Genomic DNA, 17,673 nt, shown 5'->3' with positions numbered 1-17,673 from the left:
AATGTTTCGCGAACGGTGAAAGCTGTATGATTCGCCGCTACATAGCTACTCTGGGTACTAACATCTTAAAACGTACCTGCACCGCGATCGCTGCGATCGCCCTAACAACAGTCGGATGTTCGCCACCCAAGCCACCCAACACCGCAGCGACATCAAGCCCGATCGCATCATCCTCCGTCCTAACGCAGCCACCAACCTCTGTGTTAGCCAAAAACCCCAATAAACGCCAAAAATCCATCAGCGTTCCTTCCTGCGCCCAAAACGACCCATTTGGAGATTCAGTTAACTTTGCCACCAAGGCCGCCAATTTGGCCCAATCCGCCAATTCAAAACAAGAGTGGGACGAAGTAGCAGCCCAATGGGTGCAAGCGGTAGCCTGGATGCAAGCGGTTCCCCCCGGTAGTCCCAGGCGGGCGTTTGCTGAAAAAAAAGTCACCGAGTACATGAAAAATCTGGTTTATGCCCAACAGCAAGCGGGCGCAAGTCGATCGCAAGCCAGTACAGTCAGCTTCAGCAGCGATTTACTCGACGAACAGCTAGAACTATACCTATCCTACGTTGCAGCCGTCGGGCCGCCAGATGTTTTGATCGTCGGTAGTTCCCGGGCGTTGCAGGGCGTCGATCCCAAACAGCTAAAACAATCTTTGGCTGCTAACGGCACTCCGGGTTTAAAGGTATTTAACTTTGCAGTCAACGGCGCAACTGCCCAAGTTGTTGACTTTCAACTGCGACGGCTGTTGAAGCCCGATTATTTACCTCAAATGATTGTCTGGGCGGACGGTGTGCGCGCATTTAACAGCGGCCGGGACGATCGCACTTTTAATTCGATCGTCGATTCTGAAGGCAGCCAGCTTTTAGCAGCAGGCGTTCGCCCCAAACTCCCGTCTGGTGAACCTAACGCAATGCCCCAGTGTTACAGATTCCCGCAGTCCTGTAACACCGGTGGCGACGGCATTTTCCGCCGATCTCAAGCATCGGTCGATCGGGCTTTTAGCGGCGGGCAAGATGCCCACCCCACAGTCAAATTCCTCACAAGTGGAACGGGCATCTTGCCTGTTGCTGACTGGGGCGGGCAAGATGCCCACCCCACAGTCAAATTACTCAACGCAAGATGCCCACCCCACAGTCAAATTACTCAACAGTGGAACAGGCATCTTGCCTGTTGCTGACTGGGGCGGGCAAGATGCCCACCCCACAGTCAAATTCCTCAACAGTGGAACAGGCATCTTGCCTGTTGCTGACTGGGGCGGGCAAGATGCCCAACCCCTACTCCCCACAGTCAAATTACTCAACAGTGGAACAGGCATCTTGCCTGTTGCCCAGAATGCAGTATCACAAACAAAAATAGCAATTAGACAAGTCAGCGAATTGGCAGATGCGATCGACTCTAACGGATTCATGTCAATGTCGGGAAGTTACAATCCCGACACATATTATCGACAACGCCCCTACGTTTCAGGCAAGTACGATCGCGACTACGAAGACTTCAACCTCAGTGGCAAACAAGCAACAGCCTTTAATTCAGTCGTAGCATTTACCAAAACTCGGAAAATCCCCCTAATTTTCGTCAATTTGCCCCTCACCGACGACTACCTAGATCCAACTCGTCGGTGGGCAGAACAGCAGTTTAGACAACGAATGCAGCAACTCTCGCGACAAAAAGGATTCGCCTTCCGCGACTTGTCCCAGCGGTGGCCAAATCGCAACGACTATTTCTTAGATCCCAGCCACCTCAACCGTTTTGGGGCGATCGCAGTTTCTCGCATCCTCGCCTCCGATACCAGCATTATTTGGCCGCAGCCCAAATCCCGAAGTATTGATGGGTAATCAATACCATTTTCGATGGGCGATTTTCGATTAAACAATGGGGAATTCTCGTTCCCCGGCGCTGCCGAGGAACGCAGATGCTTTGGCTATGCCTCGCAATTTTCAAGAATAGTTTAATATCTAAAATGATGTCCGAAATCAATTTGTGCGATCGAACATTTTGAGATTTTTTAGTTCAGTCTAAAATCCCAAACCCCAAATCCCAAATCCCAAATTAATTGTGCAACTAAAACAAGTAATTATCGCCCACAAAGCCCGAGACACCCTCAGCCAGCGGTGGGCAGAACAGTGTGCCCGCCAGCTAGAAAATCGCGGCTGTCAAGTTTTAATGGGCCCCAGCGGCCCGAAAGATAACCCGTATCCGGTGTTTTTAGCTTCTAGTAACAGCCCGATCGATCTAGCCGTAGTTCTCGGCGGCGACGGTACCGCCCTGGCTGCTGCGCGGAATTTGGCTGCTGACGGCATCCCGATTTTAGCTGCGAATGTAGGCGGACATCTGGGTTTTTTAACCGAGTCTTTTGAGGATTTCCAAAATACTGAGGAGATTTGGGACAGACTAGCCGAAGATAGGTATGCCGTGCAGAAGCGGATGATGTTGCAGGCGGCGGTTTTTGAGGGAAACAGAACTAATCTTGAACCGGAAAGCGATCGATTTTTGGCACTTAATGAAATGTGTGTCAAACCTGCTTCTGCCGATCGAATGCCGAGCTGTATTCTAGAAATGGAAGTTGACGGCGAAGTAGTCGATCAATATCAAGGCGACGGTTTAATTGTGGCAACCCCTACCGGTTCGACTTGCTACACCGCATCTGCCAACGGGCCGATTATCCACTCGGGAATGGATGCGATCGCAGTTACTCCGATTTGCCCTTTAAGTTTATCCAGTCGGGCTGTAGTTTTGCCACCCGGTTCCGTCGTCAGCATTTGGCCCTTAGCAGATTACGAACTCAGTACAAAACTCTGGATGGACGGCATTTTAGCTACAGCAATTTGGCCCGGACAGCGCGTAGATGTGCGGATGGCAGACTGCGAAGCCAAATTTATCATTTTGCGGGAAAACTATTCTTATTACGGCACATTGAGGGAAAAACTTCAGTGGGCCGGAGCCCGAATTCGGTACACCAACAATCACCGCAATTAATCCACATCATCAACCGTTCAATTAGGTACGTAGTTGCGCTTCAGCGCTCTTTTGCAAAATCTAGAAAAGAGCGCTTTAATTAGGTACGTAGTTGCGCTTAAGCGCTCTTTTGCAAAATCTCTAAAAGAGCGCTTCAATTAGGTACGTGTACCTTAAGATTTGGACTGAAGTCCGATTAGCGCTCTTTTGCAAAATCTCTAAAAGAGCGCTTTAATTAGGTACGTTGTTGCGCTTAAGCGCTCTTTTTCACAATCTCTAAAAGAGCACTTCAATTAGGTACGTAGTTGCGCTTAAGCGCTCTTTTCCACAATCTCCGAAAGAGCGCTCAAGCGCAACTACGTACCTTAAGATTTGGACTGAAGTTTGATTAGTTCTCTTTTCTACAATGTCCGAAAGAGCGCTAAAGCGCAACTACGTACCTTAATTTTGGAGTTAAGTCCGATTAGCACTCTTTTGCAAAATCTACGAAAGAGCGCTGAAGCGCAACTACGTACCTTACGATCGCACCTATTCATCTGTACTCTGTTAAGATCGCTCAATATCTTGACAAGCAACCCGATCCATGCAGACTCTCAAACCATCAACCCGACCTTTCAACCATCAAGATACATATCCCTGCCCTGTCTGTCGCACCGGTCAAATTTCCACCATGCCGATGATGGAAGCCCTCGGTTGCAACTTCTGCCAGCACATTTTTACCGCTAGCGAAGAAAGACAATCGCTGAAAATGGCCGATCGCCAACCGCCCGTAACATGGCACTGGGACGGCAAAAAATGGATAGGAGCGCACCTCGAAGGCACAGAATTCGGATGGTCTTATTTTGCCGCCGCGATCGGTCTAGTCTTCCTTCCCACCACCTTGCTCGGACTTTCAGCTTACTATTTTCCTCCGGTTCCCGGCAGCCGTTTGTCGTGGTTCCCCGCAGCTTGGACGGGCTTAGCCTTTTTGTCCCATTTAGGCATAGTGCTGTGGTTGGTAGCTGAATTTTATCAATTTCCGGTGGGCACTTACTTCAGAGCTTGGGCGCGCAGGATTCGCCGGCGCTAGCTGGATGCTGTCAAAGAGCCGATCGACCTCAGCCGCCCACCAGCATCAATTCAGCTAAAATTAGAGGCGATCGCAAAACTCAACTCCAAATCTGCACCACTAAAGCTATAATCGTTAGCTATTCTAAATACATCTGATACGAGCGCATAGCGATTTGTGAGGAGAGCGATGAACATACTTGGAATCTCGGCGTACTACCACGACAGCGCCGCCGCCTTAATTCGCGATGGAGAAATTATCGCCGCAGCGCAGGAAGAAAGATTTTCCCGCAAAAAGCACGACGCCAGATTTCCCAAGAATGCGATCGCCTATTGCCTAAAAGAAGCGAACATAGAATTGCGGGAACTCGATCGCATAGTCTTTTACGACAAACCATTAGTCAAATTTGAGCGCCTGCTAGAAACTTACCTAGCCTACGCACCCAAAGGTTTTCGCTCTTTCCTCACCGCCATGCCCATCTGGCTGAAAGAAAAGCTTTACCTCAAAACCATGCTCAAAAGAGAGCTCGCAGAAATGGCAAACTGCAAAAGCAATAAACTGCCATCTCTGCTATTTACTGAACACCACCAATCCCACGCAGCCTCAGCATTTTTCCCCAGCCCCTTCCAAAAAGCCGCCGTTTTGTGCCTCGACGGCGTAGGCGAATGGGCAACAACCTCAGTCTGGCTAGGAGACGGAAACCAACTCACACCTCAGTGGGAAATCGATTTTCCCCACTCCTTGGGCTTGCTTTATTCAGCTTTCACCTATTACACAGGCTTCAAAGTCAACTCTGGTGAATACAAACTCATGGGTTTAGCGCCCTACGGCGAACCCAAGTATGTAGACAAAATTCTCACCCATTTAATCGACCTCAAAGATGACGGAACTTTCCGTTTAGACATGGATTATTTCAACTACACTGTTGGCTTAACCATGACAAATCAAAAATTTGACGAACTGTTTGAAGGGCCGCCACGCACAGCAGAAGGAAAATTAACTCAGCGGGAAATGGACATTGCAGCATCCATTCAAGTTGTTACAGAAGAAGTTGTTTTGCGGCTGTGCAGAACAGTTAAAAAAGAATTGGATGTAGATTATCTTTGTCTTGCCGGCGGTGTTGCTCTTAACTGCGTTGCTAACGGCCGACTCTTGCGGGAAGGTATTTTCAAAGATATTTGGATTCAACCTGCCGCAGGAGATGCTGGCGGTGCTTTGGGCGCAGCTTTGGCGATTTGGTATCAGTATTGCGAACAAACTCGTACTGTTGCTGATGAGCTACTCGCAGTAAATAAGATTAAGGAGGAGAGGACTGAAGTCCTTACTACGAAGGAGGAGGAAAGGACTGAAGTCCTTACTACAAACCAAGCTGTGGCGACTGTGGCGAAGTCTGTGGCTCATTTAACTTGTCACGACAAAATGCGCGGTTCCTATTTGGGGCCAAGATATACTGACACAGAAATTCAGGAATATTTGGATGCTGTCAAAGCTAGCTATCATCGATTGGACGATGCCGAATTGATGCCACAGTTGGCGGAAATTTTGGAACAGGGAAACGTCGTCGGATGGTTCCAAGGGCGGATGGAATTTGGGCCGCGGGCTCTGGGCGGGCGATCGATTATTGGCGATCCCCGCAATGCTAAAATGCAATCCGTGATGAACCTGAAAATTAAATATCGGGAATCATTTCGACCTTTTGCACCCTCAATCTTAGCCGAACGAGTTGCGGATTATTTCGAGATTGACCATTCTAGCCCTTATATGCTATTGGTTGCTCCAGTCAAAGCCAGTCTCCGCATTCCCATGACAGCGGAACAACAAGAATTGTTTGGCATTGAAAAGCTTAACATTCCGCGATCGGAAATTCCGTCTGTTACCCACGTCGATTACTCGGCTCGCATCCAAACCGTTCACAAAGAAACCAATCCTCGGTACTATGACTTAATCAGTCATTTTGAAGAGCGATCGGGATGTTCGATTTTAGTAAATACTTCATTCAACGTCCGAGGCGAACCAATTGTTTGCACTCCTGAGGATGCTTACCGCTGTTTCATGCGAACCGAAATGGATTATCTGGTTTTAGAGAATTTCTTAATTCCTAAATCGGAACAAATACCTTGGAAACAAGACGAAGCTTGGAAAAATGAATTTGAACTAGATTAGTTATTAGTTATTGGTTATTTGTTATTGGTTATTTGTGATTTGTTGGTGTTAATGACTGATAAATGACTAATACCTAATACCTAATGCCCAATGCCCAATGCCCAATGCCCAATGCCCCATTCCCAATTTCTAATGAGCGACGAAATAAAAAAACTCGATAAAAAAGGCCTGCGCGATTTCGGCCTGCTAATTGGCGGCTTAATTGCAGTGCTGTTCGGTTTAGCAGTACCTTTGCTGCGGCGCGATTCTATACCTTGGTGGCCCTGGGCGATCGGCGCAGTGCTAATTGTGTTAGCATTGGCTGCGCCGAAATCGCTCAATCCCATTTACCACGGGTGGATGTGGTTTGGACTTACCCTCAACAAAATCGAAACGCCGATCGTGCTGGGGATAGTTTTTTACCTGATAATTTGGCCGATGGGAGTTATCAAAGGCATATTTGGCGAAGATGCAATGCGGCGCAAACTAAATCCCAAAATGGATACTTACCGCGTCCCGAGTAAAGCAAGAACAAAAGTTAGCATGGAGCGTCCTTTCTAAGTGTTTGAATCAACATTAGACTTTCTCAAAGATTTGTGGGCGTTTATGAAGGAACGCCAAAAATATTGGTTGCTACCATTAATTGTGACTTTAGTCTTTTTAGGAGCTTTGATTGTATTGAGTCAGGGTTCTGTAATTGCTCCGTTTATTTATACCCTGTTTTGAAATAATGAGCAAGTTGAAGACTTTGGGTGTCAATTTAGGTTTGACACTCGGCGGTTTATTAATGGGGGTGGTAATCGGTGAAATTGGATTGCGAGTTGCTAGAGTTGAGGGCTACCCAAAAATAGGAGATGTTGTAGACTCCGCGCCAACTCGTTTCCACACTTCCGATCGCGATTTGGGTTGGAAGCTCAAACCCGGTGTGTCCGGCGAGTGGAATGGGGAAGGTGTAAGTTTTGTACAGGTGAATAGTGACGGTTTGCGCGATCGCGAACACACCAAAACCAAACCTCCCAATACCTTGCGCGTCGCAGTTTTAGGCGACTCTTTCACCGAAGCAATTCAGGTACCAGTCGAACAAACTTTCTGGTCAAAATTAGAACGAAAGCTAGGTAACTGCGACGCCGTTAAGGGACGCAAAAAAGTTGAGGTCATCAATTTCGGCGTTCAGGGTTACGGTACCGCTCAAGAATTGATGATGCTGCGGAAAAAAGTATGGGATTACAGTCCTGATATTGTAGTCCTGGCATTTTTTATTGGCAATGATGTAATTAACAATTCCCCGCAACTGGAATACGACCATTATCGACCATTTTTTGTGTACGATGCTAGCGGCAAGTTAGTACCAGATATGTCTTTTCGCAATCTGCCGCCGATCGCTCGCAACGAAAGAGCAGTTTCTTTTGTAGATAGAATGCCCAGTTTTTTGGTCAACAATTCCCGCATCTTGCAGGTGATTAAAAAGGTAGATTTAGATAGGAAAAAGCGGCAGTTATCTGGAGATTTTACCGCTTTGAGCAGCCAAAACTTCAATCCACCTCAGGATGCAGTTTGGAAAGATGCCTGGAGGGTGACAGAGGGTTTAATCGTGACAATGCGGAATGAAGTCGTGCAGAAAAAAGCTGATTTCTTGGTTGTGACAATTGGCGATCCGATGCAAGTTCTCGGGGATGTCAAAGTCCGAAAAGATTTGATGACAAAGCACAACATTCAGGATTTATATTATCCCGACAGGCGGCTGGAAAAATTGGGCGAGCGCGAGGGTTTTCGGGTACTGAATTTAGCCGAACAGTTCAAAGGCTATACAGAAAAATATCAAGTCTGCGCCCACGGTTTTGATAATTCTATACCCTGTGGGGGTCACTGGAACGAACTCGGACACCGACTGGCCAGCATCCTGATCAACAGAAATCTGTGCGAAAATTTGCAACAGTCTCAAGTACCAAAAAAATAACCGCAATCAGTCAAATTTCATGAAAGATTCAACGCCACTCCAAAAAGGCAAAAATATATTAACTTTAATCGCCGTCAATTTGGCGATCGCCTTTATTTGTCTGGAAGCTTTGTCCCTAGCTTTTTACTTTATCAACCAAAAGCAGTTTTTTTATACCAGAACCAAAGCCAAAGAAAAAGTAGTCGAAGATATTGAACGTATCGGCATTAGACTAGATGAATCTATCGTAGAAAGACTCCACCCGTTTTTTGGCTACGTTCTCAAACAAGGTGCTTTTACCAATGAAAGATTAAAGTTAAAAGTCAACAGACACGGGTTTTTTTCCCTGTACGAATATCCCTTTATTAAAACCAATAAAAAACAATTTATTATCGGAGTTTTTGGCGGTTCAGTCGCCAACAACTTTGCAGTAGATGAGTATATAAATCAAAGATTGTCTAAAAAATTGCAGAGTTATCCAGAATTTGCCGATCGCGAAATTCGCATTTTAAATTTTGGCAACGGCGGCTACAAACAGCCCCAGCAATTATTGATTTTAAATTATTTTCTGGCTTTGGGTCAAGAGTTAGATTTAGTCATCAATATTGACGGTTTTAACGAAGTAGCACTGTCAAATTTAAACAACAAAGCCCAACTAGAAATAGGAATGCCCAGCGTCCAGCACCTACAGCCGCTGACAAGTTTAGCAAGCAATGTGTCGCCGGAAGTGATGAGTTCCATCGTCGAAATTAACGAAAACAAAAAACAATTGAAAGCAGGTATTGACAAATTGCAAAATTGTCAACTTGCCTTGTGTCACGCCGTTACCTCGCTGAGAGTGAAACAATTAGTCAACAATTACCAGCAAGCCGTTGTCAAGTACGACGCACAAGTCAAACAAACCAACTCAGACAGCGTAAATAGCGGTATAGTCTACATTCCCAAAGCTGAGTCTGTATTGCAAGAGGCTGCTGCTTTTGAGAAAATGGCCTCGATTTGGTACGAATCGTCGATCGGCATGAATCAAATTTTATCGAGTAGAAACATTAAATATTTTCACTTTATCCAGCCCAACCAGTATTATCCAACTAAACGAGTGTTTACCGCCAAGGAAAAGGAAATTGCCATCAGCAAAGACAGCCCGTACATCGCAGGAGTAAACAAAGGTTATCCGGTGCTGTTGTCCAAAGTCGATGATTTGCAGAAGGCTCAGGTTAATGTGTTTAGTGCCGTAAATATTTTGGACAATACAAAAGATACTGTTTACAAAGATGCTTGCTGTCACTATAATTCAGTGGGAGAGGAAGTATTGGCAAACTATATTTCCAGTTCCATCATTAAAGTAGTAAGAAAGTCTAAATAAATATTTATGAAAGATTTGAAGTTAATTAACAAAGGCCAAGAAATCCTCAAAATTACTTTGATTAACTTGGCGCTTTTACTTGTTTTCCTAGAACTCGGTTCCTTGGGATGGTATTTTGTCAAGCACAAGCAATTTTTCTATACTAGAGAAAAGGTGCAAGATAAGTCGGCTTTAGGAATTAATTTAGAAGGAGTGCGTCTGAATCAGTCTATTGTCGAAAGGTTTCATCCTTTCTTTGGGTTTATTCAAAAACCCAGCGCTGATTTTCGACCTGGTTTTAAGGTGAACAACTACGGATTTATCTCTCCTTACGATTACCCTTTTAAAAAGTTTAAAAAAAATCAATTTGTGATCGGAATTTTTGGCGGTTCCGTGGCTTCAGATTTTTCTATATTTCAAATTCAAAACAAAATTTTACCTAAATACCTAAAACAGGTTCCCGGTTTACAGGACAAAGAATTTATAATTTTGTCTTTTGCTACAGGCGGTTACAAACAGCCGCAACAGTTATTAATTTTAAACTATTTTTTGGCCTTAGGTCAAGAATTAGATCTAGTAGTCAATATAGATGGCTTTAATGAAGTAGCACTTTCTAATTTAAACAATAAAAATCAAATTAATCTGGCGATGCCGAGCATTCAGCACATTTCGCCGCTGACTAGCTTGGCGAATAATAGCCTTTCTACCAAGGCTTTGCAAGCAACTATTAGAATCAAAGAAAATAAAACTAAGATTAATGAGGGTTTGGAAAGTTTGCAACACTGCTCTTTAGCTGCGTGCGATGCTTTGACTTCTGTGTACGTTCAAAATTTAGTCAACAATTATCGAAGAGATGTGATTGCCTTTGAAAAAGAACGCAGCAAAACTCAGCAAGATGACGAGGGTAGTGTGATGTATATTAATAAAAATAAGTCTGTTTTAGAGGATGGTGCAGCTTTTGAACAAATGGCGTGGAATTGGGCAAAAAGTTCAATTTTTATGCACAAAGTGCTGTCGGCTAGCAATGTTCCTTATTTTCATGTCCTCCAGCCGAATCAATATTATCAGACAAAAAGGGTGTTTAGCGATGTCGAGAAGCGGATTGCTTTTAATAAAGATACTCCTTATGCTAAGGCTGTGGAAATTGGATATCCGGCTCTTTTGGGTAAGTTTCCTAATTTACAAAAAAATAAGATTAATATTTTGAATGGGGTGAAGGTGTTCGATAAGACTAAAGATGTTGTTTATGTAGATAGCTGCTGTCATTACAATAAAACTGGAGAGGTAATTTTTAGCAATTATGTGGGTAGTTCTATTGTGGAAGCTTTGCGGAAGGATGAAAGAAAAAATAAGAAGTGATATTATGTCCAGTTGATTTATTATTGATTGTACAATTTGCGAGCTCGTAGGGGCGGGTTCACCAACAAGATATAACGATAACCAACAATATATAAAAACCCGCCCCACTCTCACGAATAATTCACATCAACCTGATATTTATATTTAATTTCTAAATGTAGGTGATGATTCATCGTTGGGTGGGGGCGGGTTTTTGAGATTGTTTGTTTCCGGCGATGATGGTTGGTGAACCCGCCCCTACGGGTATTATGTCCATGGATTAAAATTACATGGATTTTAGGTTTTTGGTTGGGTTTTAGGTCGATCGCCCGTGGATTCGATCGGCATTACCAAGATCTTATCAACTCGGTTTCCGTCCATATCGACGACTTCGACGCGCAAGCCGTTCCATTCAAAATGCTCTGCCGCCGCCGGAATTTTACCCAAATTTGTAATCACAAAACCGCCCATTGTGTGGTAACTTCCCCTATTTTCTAAAGAGACTTCTTCAATTCCAAACAGTTCAAAGAAATTCTCAACCGGCAGCATTCCGTCTAACAGCCAAGAACCATCTTCGCGCTGCACGGCTTGCGGTTCGTCGGCATCTTCAATCGAGGGAAAGTCGCCAACTAATTCGACTAAAATGTCGTTGACTGTCACTAATCCTTGAATGACACCGTATTCATCTACTACCAAGGCAAGTTGATTGCTAGATTGCTTGAAAAGCTCTAAGACTTTTAAACCGCGCGTACTTTCGGGTACAAATAAAGGTCTCCGCAAAGAAGCACTTAAATCGAGGGGTTGACCGGTCAAAGTTCTCGACAGCATATCTGTAACGTGTACTAAACCGACAACGTTGTCGAGTCCGCCCTGACAAACGGGAAACCGGGAATGACCGCTGCCAAGCATTTTTTGGCGGTTTTCTTCAACTGAATCGTCCAAATCTAGCCAGGTCAGATCGGGGCGGGGAGTCATTAAAGCGCTGACTCGCCGATCGCCTAAACGGAACACTCTTTCTACCATGTCCTGTTCGGCTTCTTCAAAGGTTCCCGCCTCGGTTCCTTGCTCTATTAAAACTTTAATTTCTTCTTCTGTAACTTGCGGTTCTGTCGAGGGCGATATCCTCATCAGCCGCATCACCAAGTCAGTGGAATAACTTAACAGATAAACCGCAGGAGCACCAATTTTGGAGAGCATTCGCATGGGAATTGCTACGCTTGAGGCGATCGGCTCAGGGTTGTTGAGGGCCAACCGCTTCGGCACGAGTTCGCCGATAATTAAGGTCAGATAAGTGATCGTTAAAACTGCGATGACTGAGGCGATCGGCTGAGCATAGGGCGCTAAAGCCGGTATCAAGCGCAACAGAGGCTCTACTCTTCTAGAAATTGTGGTTTCTCCGAAAGCGCCTGACAGGATAGCCAGCAGCGTAATTCCGATTTGAACAGTCGGCAAGAACTGATTGGGGGCATTAGCCAGATCCAAAGCTACACGGGCATTCGTCGAACCCTGGTTAGCCATCTGTTGCAGTCTCACCTTCCGTACTGAGATGATGGCCATCTCTGACATCACAAACACGCCATTGAGCAAAACTAGCAGGAGAACAATCAGAAGGTCGGTACTTGGGGACATTTCTCAATTTATCGGTAGTAAAGGCGAAGCGCACTGCCCGCTTAAAGCATAAGCCCGGAAGCTGCCAATCTCGATCGCAAAAATCGAAATTGTTGTCAACCTGTCCCTAGATTAACGGAACGGGCTCATTTCGATCGCAAGTTCCAGATATTCAGACAAGGCTTCTAGTAGAAATCTACCCGCAGTAGAGTTGAACTGCCAACAGCCGATCGAGACAATGATAGATGTTTGTCGTACAATCGAACTTACTAGGCAGCGGGGAAGATCCTTCGCCCATCGGGATAAAAACTAACAGCCCATGACTTTCTCTTCGATAATTCGGACATTGGGGCGATCGCCCCTAGCCACAGAACTTCTCAACAAGCTCAAACGGCATCACTGTTTGCAACTGAACGGTATCGCCCGCTTACCAAAAGGTTTAGTAGCTTCCGCCCTCGCACAACAAGAGGGGCGAAACCTATTAGCCGTGACAGCAACTCTGGAAGAAGCCGGCCGCTGGGTAGCTCAATTAGAGGCGATGGGTTGGCAAACCGTACATTTTTACCCAACTTCGGAAGCTTCGCCCTACGAGCTATCTTACTCCGACGAGAACGAAATGACCTGGGGGCAAATGCAGGTTCTGGCGGATTTGGTGGATCGGGAACAAAAAACGGCCAATTCCTCAAAGCCGATCGCAATTGTAGCTACAGAAAGAGCTCTCCAGCCTCACTTGCCGCCTAGAAGTGCCTTTGAACCCTACTGTCTGACGCTGAAACGAGGCGAAGTTCAAGACTCAAAGATACTTGACCGCCAACTTGCCTCCATGGGGTACGATCGGGTGACTTTGGTGGAAACGGAGGGCCAGTGGAGTCGCCGGGGGGATATTGTCGATGTGTTTCCGGTGGCGGCGGAGTTGCCGGTACGGCTGGAATGGTTCGGGGATACTTTGGATCAACTGCGCGAGTTCGATCCGTCGAACCAGCGATCGCTCGATAAGGTCGATCGATTAGTTTTAACTCCTACTAGCTTTAACGCAATTATTAAGGCAGTTTTAGCTGAAAATAATCTTGACAAAACAAACCAAATAGACTCTGTTGATATAGAAAATGAAGCAGAAAAATATGTCCGCAGGCTGTTAGGTTTAGCCTTCGAGAAACCAGCTTGTTTGTTGGATTATTTGCCAGAAAATACTTTAGTTGTAGTTGACGAACCGCAAGGATGTGAAGGCCACAGCGACCGCTGGTTTGAAAATGCCCAGGAACAATGGGAAAGTTGCAATCGGGAATCAGAAGTTGTTGATGGTGAAACGCCAAGATTGCCAATTGCTAATCTGAAGGTTCCGAAAATTCACCGCACTTTTGCGGAATCGATCGCAGATGTCGCAGCTTTTGACAGGCTAGAACTTTCAGAATTAGCAGAAGATTCTACTACTCAAAAAATTAAAAGCTCCTCCGGGGGCGAGCAGCTACCGCCTGCGGTTAATTTGTCCAGCAGGCCAGTGCCGGTGATGCCTCACCAATTCGCGAAGCTGTCTCAAATGCTCCGGGAAGAGCGCGATCGCGGTTTTACGGTGTTTCTGGTTTCGGCTCAACCGAGTCGATCGGTCTCTCTGCTGTCGGAACACGACTGTCCGGCTCAGTTTGTGGTGAATCCACGCGATTTTTTGGCGATCGACAAGTTGCAGTTGCAGCACATTCCGGTAGCTTTGAAGTACAGCGGGCTGGCAGAGTTGGAAGGGTTTATTCTGCCGACTTTTCGGATTGTTTTAATTACCGATCGAGAATTCTACGGTCAGCATTCTCTCGCTACATTTAGCTACGTCCGCAAGCGCCGCCGCGCCGCTTCTAAAAAGGTTGACCCGAACAAGCTCAGTCCGGGGGATTATGTGGTGCACCGCCAGCACGGAGTGGGCAAGTTTCTCAAGTTGGAACGCTTGACGATCGATCGGGAAACTCGCGAATATTTGGTGTTGCAATACGCTGACGGTACTCTGAGAGTCGCGGCGGATCAATTGGGCGCGCTGTCGCGGTTTCGGACTGTCGGCGATAAAGTGCCGGATCTCAACAAGTTGACTGGTCAAACTTGGGAAAAAACTAAAGCAAAAGTTCGCAAAGCTGTTAAGAAAGTAGCAGTAGATTTGCTGAATCTTTACGCAAAAAGAGCTAAGCAACAGGGTTATGCTTTTCCTCCTGATATGCCTTGGCAGCAAGAGTTAGAGGATTCTTTCCCGTACCAACCAACGCCGGATCAGTTGAAGGCTACTCTGGATGTGAAACGTGACATGGAGGGCGATCGACCGATGGATCGCTTGGTCTGCGGCGATGTCGGTTTTGGCAAGACGGAAGTTGCTCTGAGAGCTATTTTTAAGGCGATTACAGCGGGCAAGCAGGTGGCTTTGCTGGCGCCGACGACAATTTTGACCCAACAGCACTATCACACGCTCTCAGAGCGTTTTTCCCCTTATCCGATCGAAGTTGGTTTGCTCAATCGCTTCCGCACAGAAACTGAACGCCGGGAAATTCACAAACGCCTAGCAACTGGGGAGTTAGACGTGATTGTCGGTACTCAGTCTGTTTTGAGTAAAGCGATTAAATTTCGGGATTTGGGTTTGTTGGTGGTGGATGAAGAACAACGGTTTGGCGTGAAGCAAAAGGAAGCGATTAAATCTCTGAAAACCGAAGTAGATGTCCTGACTCTAACGGCGACGCCGATTCCCCGAACTCTCTATATGTCTCTATCGGGGATTCGGGAGATGAGTTTGATTGCGACTCCGCCGCCCAGCCGCCGCCCGATTCAGACTCATTTGGCCCCCTACGATTTGGAGGTGGTGCGGACTGCAATTCGTCAAGAGTTGGACAGGGGCGGTCAGGTTTTTTATGTTGTACCTCGGATTGAGGGGATTGATGAGTTGGCCGATACTTTGCAGCTAATGGTTCCGGGGGCGAGAATTGCGATCGCCCACGGTCAAATGGATGCTGCGGAACTAGAATCGATCATGCTGACTTTCAGTGCGGCAGAGTTTGATATTTTGGTGTGCACTACGATTATTGAGTCGGGTTTGGATATTCCGCGCGTCAATACAATCTTGATTGAGGACGCGCAGAAGTTTGGTTTGGGTCAGTTGTACCAGTTGCGGGGACGGGTGGGACGCGCGGGGATTCAAGCTCACGCTTGGCTGTTTTATCCCAAGCAAAACCAACTGTCGGATGCTGCAAGGCAGCGGCTGCGGGCAATTCAAGAGTTCGCGCAGTTGGGATCGGGCTATCAGTTGGCTGTCCGGGATATGGAAATTCGGGGCTCTGGTGATGTGTTGGGTACGGAACAGTCTGGTCAAATGGAGGCGATCGGTTTTGATTTATATGCTGAAATGTTAGAGGAGGCGATTCGCGAAATTAAGGGTCAGGAAATTCCCAAGGTTGAGGATGCACAAATCGACCTCAGTTTGACGGCGTTTATTCCTGCCGATTATATTGGAGATCTGGATCAAAAGATGAGCGCTTATCGGTCTGTGGCTTCTGCGAATACTCTCGAAGAGTTGCAACAGATTCGGGCCGATTGGTGCGATCGTTACGGGCAGATTCCTCTACCAGCGCAGCAACTAATTCGTGTTGTCGAACTCAAACAAATCGCCAAGCAAATCGGTTTTTCTCGGATTAAACCGGAAAATAAGCAGCACATTGTCTTGGAAACGCCGATGGAGGAACCTGCTTGGAATTTGCTCAAGGCTAATTTGCCCGAACATCTACATTCTCGTTTTGTCTACAGCAAGGGGAAGGTTACTATTCGCGGAATGGCTGTTTTGAGCGCCGAAAAGCAGTTGGATAATTTGATTGATTGGTTGGGTAAAATGCAGGGCGCTTTGCCGGAAGCAAAGATTTGATTTTAATATGAAATCCCGCTATTTAGCCGGCGGTCGAAATCTCAGAATCATACCGATGGAACCGGAGAAAATATTGCTGCTGCTTTAATAATTGTTTGAGCAGCACAAAGGATTAAAATCGTGAAAAAGTTAGTCTGTGTTTTTTTTGCGATCGCGCTAGCGCAAGGAGTGCCAACGGTGGTTCAATCTCAACAAATAATTGACCCGATCGACCGGGTTGTCAATGCAGGATTGATGAATAAAGATTCTAGCGGCAATTTTAATGCTGAAAGCATTATCAGTCGCGCCGATTTGGCGGTAATTTTACTGAAAACTTTTGGTTTGGAACGGCGGAAAACAGCTCAGAAACCGGATATGGAATTGCCCGACGTACCTAAAAGCTACTGGGCTTACAGTGCGATTCAAACTGCTTTGAAAACGGGAACTATGAGTGGATATCGCGACGGAATGTTTTTCCCAAATCAAAGGGTGACTCGCGCTGAGGCTTTGGCGATTTTTGCTCAAGCTTATGGGGTTTTTCAGTTTCCAGACGCCACCGTTGCCGAGATTTTAGCTAGGTATCCAGATGCAGGGGAAATTCCTAGTTGGGCTAGAAAGTCTATGGCTACTGCACTGTATGAAGGGTTTGTGAATCTTGAAGTCGGAACTAATGCAATTAATCCTTTGAAGCCGATGACTCGCGGTAATATCGCTTACGCTTTGAGCAAGTATTTGGAGCGGCAGGTAAGACCAACTTCTTTGCCTGTCCCGAACGAGGAGCCACCAAATCGGGGGATGGGAAGGTAAATATAGTAAGTTTCATTTGCCTGAGAATCGGTAATTGGTAATTGAGAAGGCCATAGCTCATTCAATTAAAAATTGCTAAGCTGTTCGACATTCAAAATGCACTATTTGTGTGCCAGATCCCATACTGTAAGGGGTTGAGGCAATAAATTTAAATGACTAACAGCTTATAGCAATCCTAACTGAGATGTGAACACAAATATGATAAAATATAAAAAAACTAAGTGCGATCGGGCAACCAAAAACTCCCCAACCACCCAAAAAAGACGACCCCAAAAACCTCGGCTACGTCTCACCCGAATTTGTCGAAAAAGTATCCCAACAGGAAATTGACCAAATCAACGCCAACGTCGAAACCCTGCTCCTAACTAAAAGCTGCATCCGCTGCGACCTCCGAGGTGTAAAATTAGTTAACCTCACCTTAAAAAATCCGATCGTTACAGGAGCAGACTTATCAGATGCTAACCTCAGCGGAGGTACTTTCGAGATATAGCGGTTCTCAGAAAGATGAGGTATGTTGTTGGGCTTCAGCCCTCTTGGTTTAAGCGGTTGGCGTTGCTGAATCAGGGTATGAGACGAGAAAAAATGCGAGATTGGAGCCGAAAATGATTTCTGGGATTTTGATTGGGAATTGGAACATCTCCAAATT

Annotated in this window: 13 protein-coding genes and 1 pseudogene; 12 read left to right on the top strand and 2 right to left on the bottom strand. The window is 46.0% G+C overall.

The annotated features are described in order from the left end of the window. Positions 1-26 precede the first annotated feature (26 nt). The 3 genes and pseudogenes from JGK07_RS29660 (at position 27) to JGK07_RS29650 (ending at position 4,016) form a co-directional block, all read left to right on the top strand. Positions 27-1,827 (top strand): annotated as a pseudogene (locus JGK07_RS29660) (hypothetical protein). Between the two features lie 220 nt (positions 1,828-2,047). Next, positions 2,048-2,968 (top strand): NAD(+) kinase, encoded by a 921-nt coding sequence (locus tag JGK07_RS29655; RefSeq protein WP_293186638.1) that lies wholly within the window; start codon positions 2,048-2,050, stop codon positions 2,966-2,968. Between the two features lie 562 nt (positions 2,969-3,530). Continuing rightward, positions 3,531-4,016 carry a hypothetical protein gene (locus JGK07_RS29650; RefSeq protein WP_293186578.1) on the top strand — a complete coding sequence of 162 codons (486 nt, stop codon included), beginning with the start codon at positions 3,531-3,533 and terminating at the stop codon, positions 4,014-4,016. A gap of 50 nt (positions 4,017-4,066) precedes the next feature. Here JGK07_RS29650 and JGK07_RS29645 read toward each other — a convergent pair whose 3' ends face one another. Then, positions 4,067-4,192, bottom strand: coding sequence for a hypothetical protein (locus tag JGK07_RS29645; RefSeq protein ID WP_293150229.1), 126 nt, complete (start codon positions 4,190-4,192; stop codon positions 4,067-4,069). Between JGK07_RS29645 and JGK07_RS29640 the strand changes: the two genes are divergently transcribed. The 6 genes from JGK07_RS29640 to JGK07_RS29615 all read left to right on the top strand — a co-directional run bounded on the left by JGK07_RS29640 (position 4,185) and on the right by JGK07_RS29615 (position 10,774). After that, positions 4,185-6,158, top strand: coding sequence for a carbamoyltransferase (locus JGK07_RS29640; RefSeq protein ID WP_293190517.1), 1,974 nt, complete (start codon positions 4,185-4,187; stop codon positions 6,156-6,158). The genes JGK07_RS29645 and JGK07_RS29640 overlap by 8 nt on opposite strands. A gap of 132 nt (positions 6,159-6,290) precedes the next feature. Then, on the top strand, positions 6,291-6,698 hold the full coding sequence (locus tag JGK07_RS29635; RefSeq protein ID WP_293186575.1) for an SxtJ family membrane protein: 408 nt from the start codon (positions 6,291-6,293) through the stop codon (positions 6,696-6,698). Further along, positions 6,699-6,863 carry a DUF5989 family protein gene (locus tag JGK07_RS29630; protein ID WP_190734603.1) on the top strand — a complete coding sequence of 55 codons (165 nt, stop codon included), beginning with the start codon at positions 6,699-6,701 and terminating at the stop codon, positions 6,861-6,863. Positions 6,864-6,867: 4 nt separating this feature from the next. Then, complete coding sequence (locus tag JGK07_RS29625) at positions 6,868-8,094, top strand: SGNH/GDSL hydrolase family protein (RefSeq protein ID WP_293226351.1); 1,227 nt, start codon at positions 6,868-6,870, stop codon at positions 8,092-8,094. Positions 8,095-8,113: 19 nt separating this feature from the next. Further along, entirely contained in the window at positions 8,114-9,436 is a 1,323-nt protein-coding gene (locus JGK07_RS29620; protein WP_293186571.1) for a hypothetical protein, read from the top strand. Positions 9,437-9,442: 6 nt separating this feature from the next. Continuing rightward, on the top strand, positions 9,443-10,774 hold the full coding sequence (locus JGK07_RS29615) for a hypothetical protein (protein ID WP_293291177.1): 1,332 nt from the start codon (positions 9,443-9,445) through the stop codon (positions 10,772-10,774). Positions 10,775-11,050: 276 nt separating this feature from the next. Here the strand turns inward: JGK07_RS29615 and JGK07_RS29610 are convergent, their stop codons facing one another. Then, complete coding sequence (locus tag JGK07_RS29610) at positions 11,051-12,382, bottom strand: hemolysin family protein (RefSeq protein ID WP_293186567.1); 1,332 nt, start codon at positions 12,380-12,382, stop codon at positions 11,051-11,053. Between the two features lie 298 nt (positions 12,383-12,680). Between JGK07_RS29610 and mfd the strand changes: the two genes are divergently transcribed. The 3 genes from mfd (at position 12,681) to JGK07_RS33335 (ending at position 17,517) form a co-directional block, all read left to right on the top strand. After that, complete coding sequence (gene mfd / locus JGK07_RS29605; protein ID WP_293186566.1) at positions 12,681-16,241, top strand: transcription-repair coupling factor; 3,561 nt, start codon at positions 12,681-12,683, stop codon at positions 16,239-16,241. Between the two features lie 120 nt (positions 16,242-16,361). Beyond that, positions 16,362-17,027, top strand: coding sequence for an S-layer homology domain-containing protein (locus JGK07_RS29600; protein WP_293186565.1), 666 nt, complete (start codon positions 16,362-16,364; stop codon positions 17,025-17,027). Positions 17,028-17,235: 208 nt separating this feature from the next. After that, a complete protein-coding gene (locus JGK07_RS33335) occupies positions 17,236-17,517 on the top strand; it encodes a pentapeptide repeat-containing protein (RefSeq protein ID WP_363319749.1) in 282 nt (93 codons plus the stop codon). Positions 17,518-17,673 lie beyond the last annotated feature (156 nt).

Origin of the sequence: Microcoleus sp. PH2017_24_DOB_U_A (assembly GCF_020738205.1) — a bacterium.
GTDB lineage: Bacteria > Cyanobacteriota > Cyanobacteriia > Cyanobacteriales > Microcoleaceae > Microcoleus.
The sequence above is the reverse complement of the archived record's forward strand: the minus strand, read 5'-3'. Positions and strand labels throughout refer to the sequence as shown.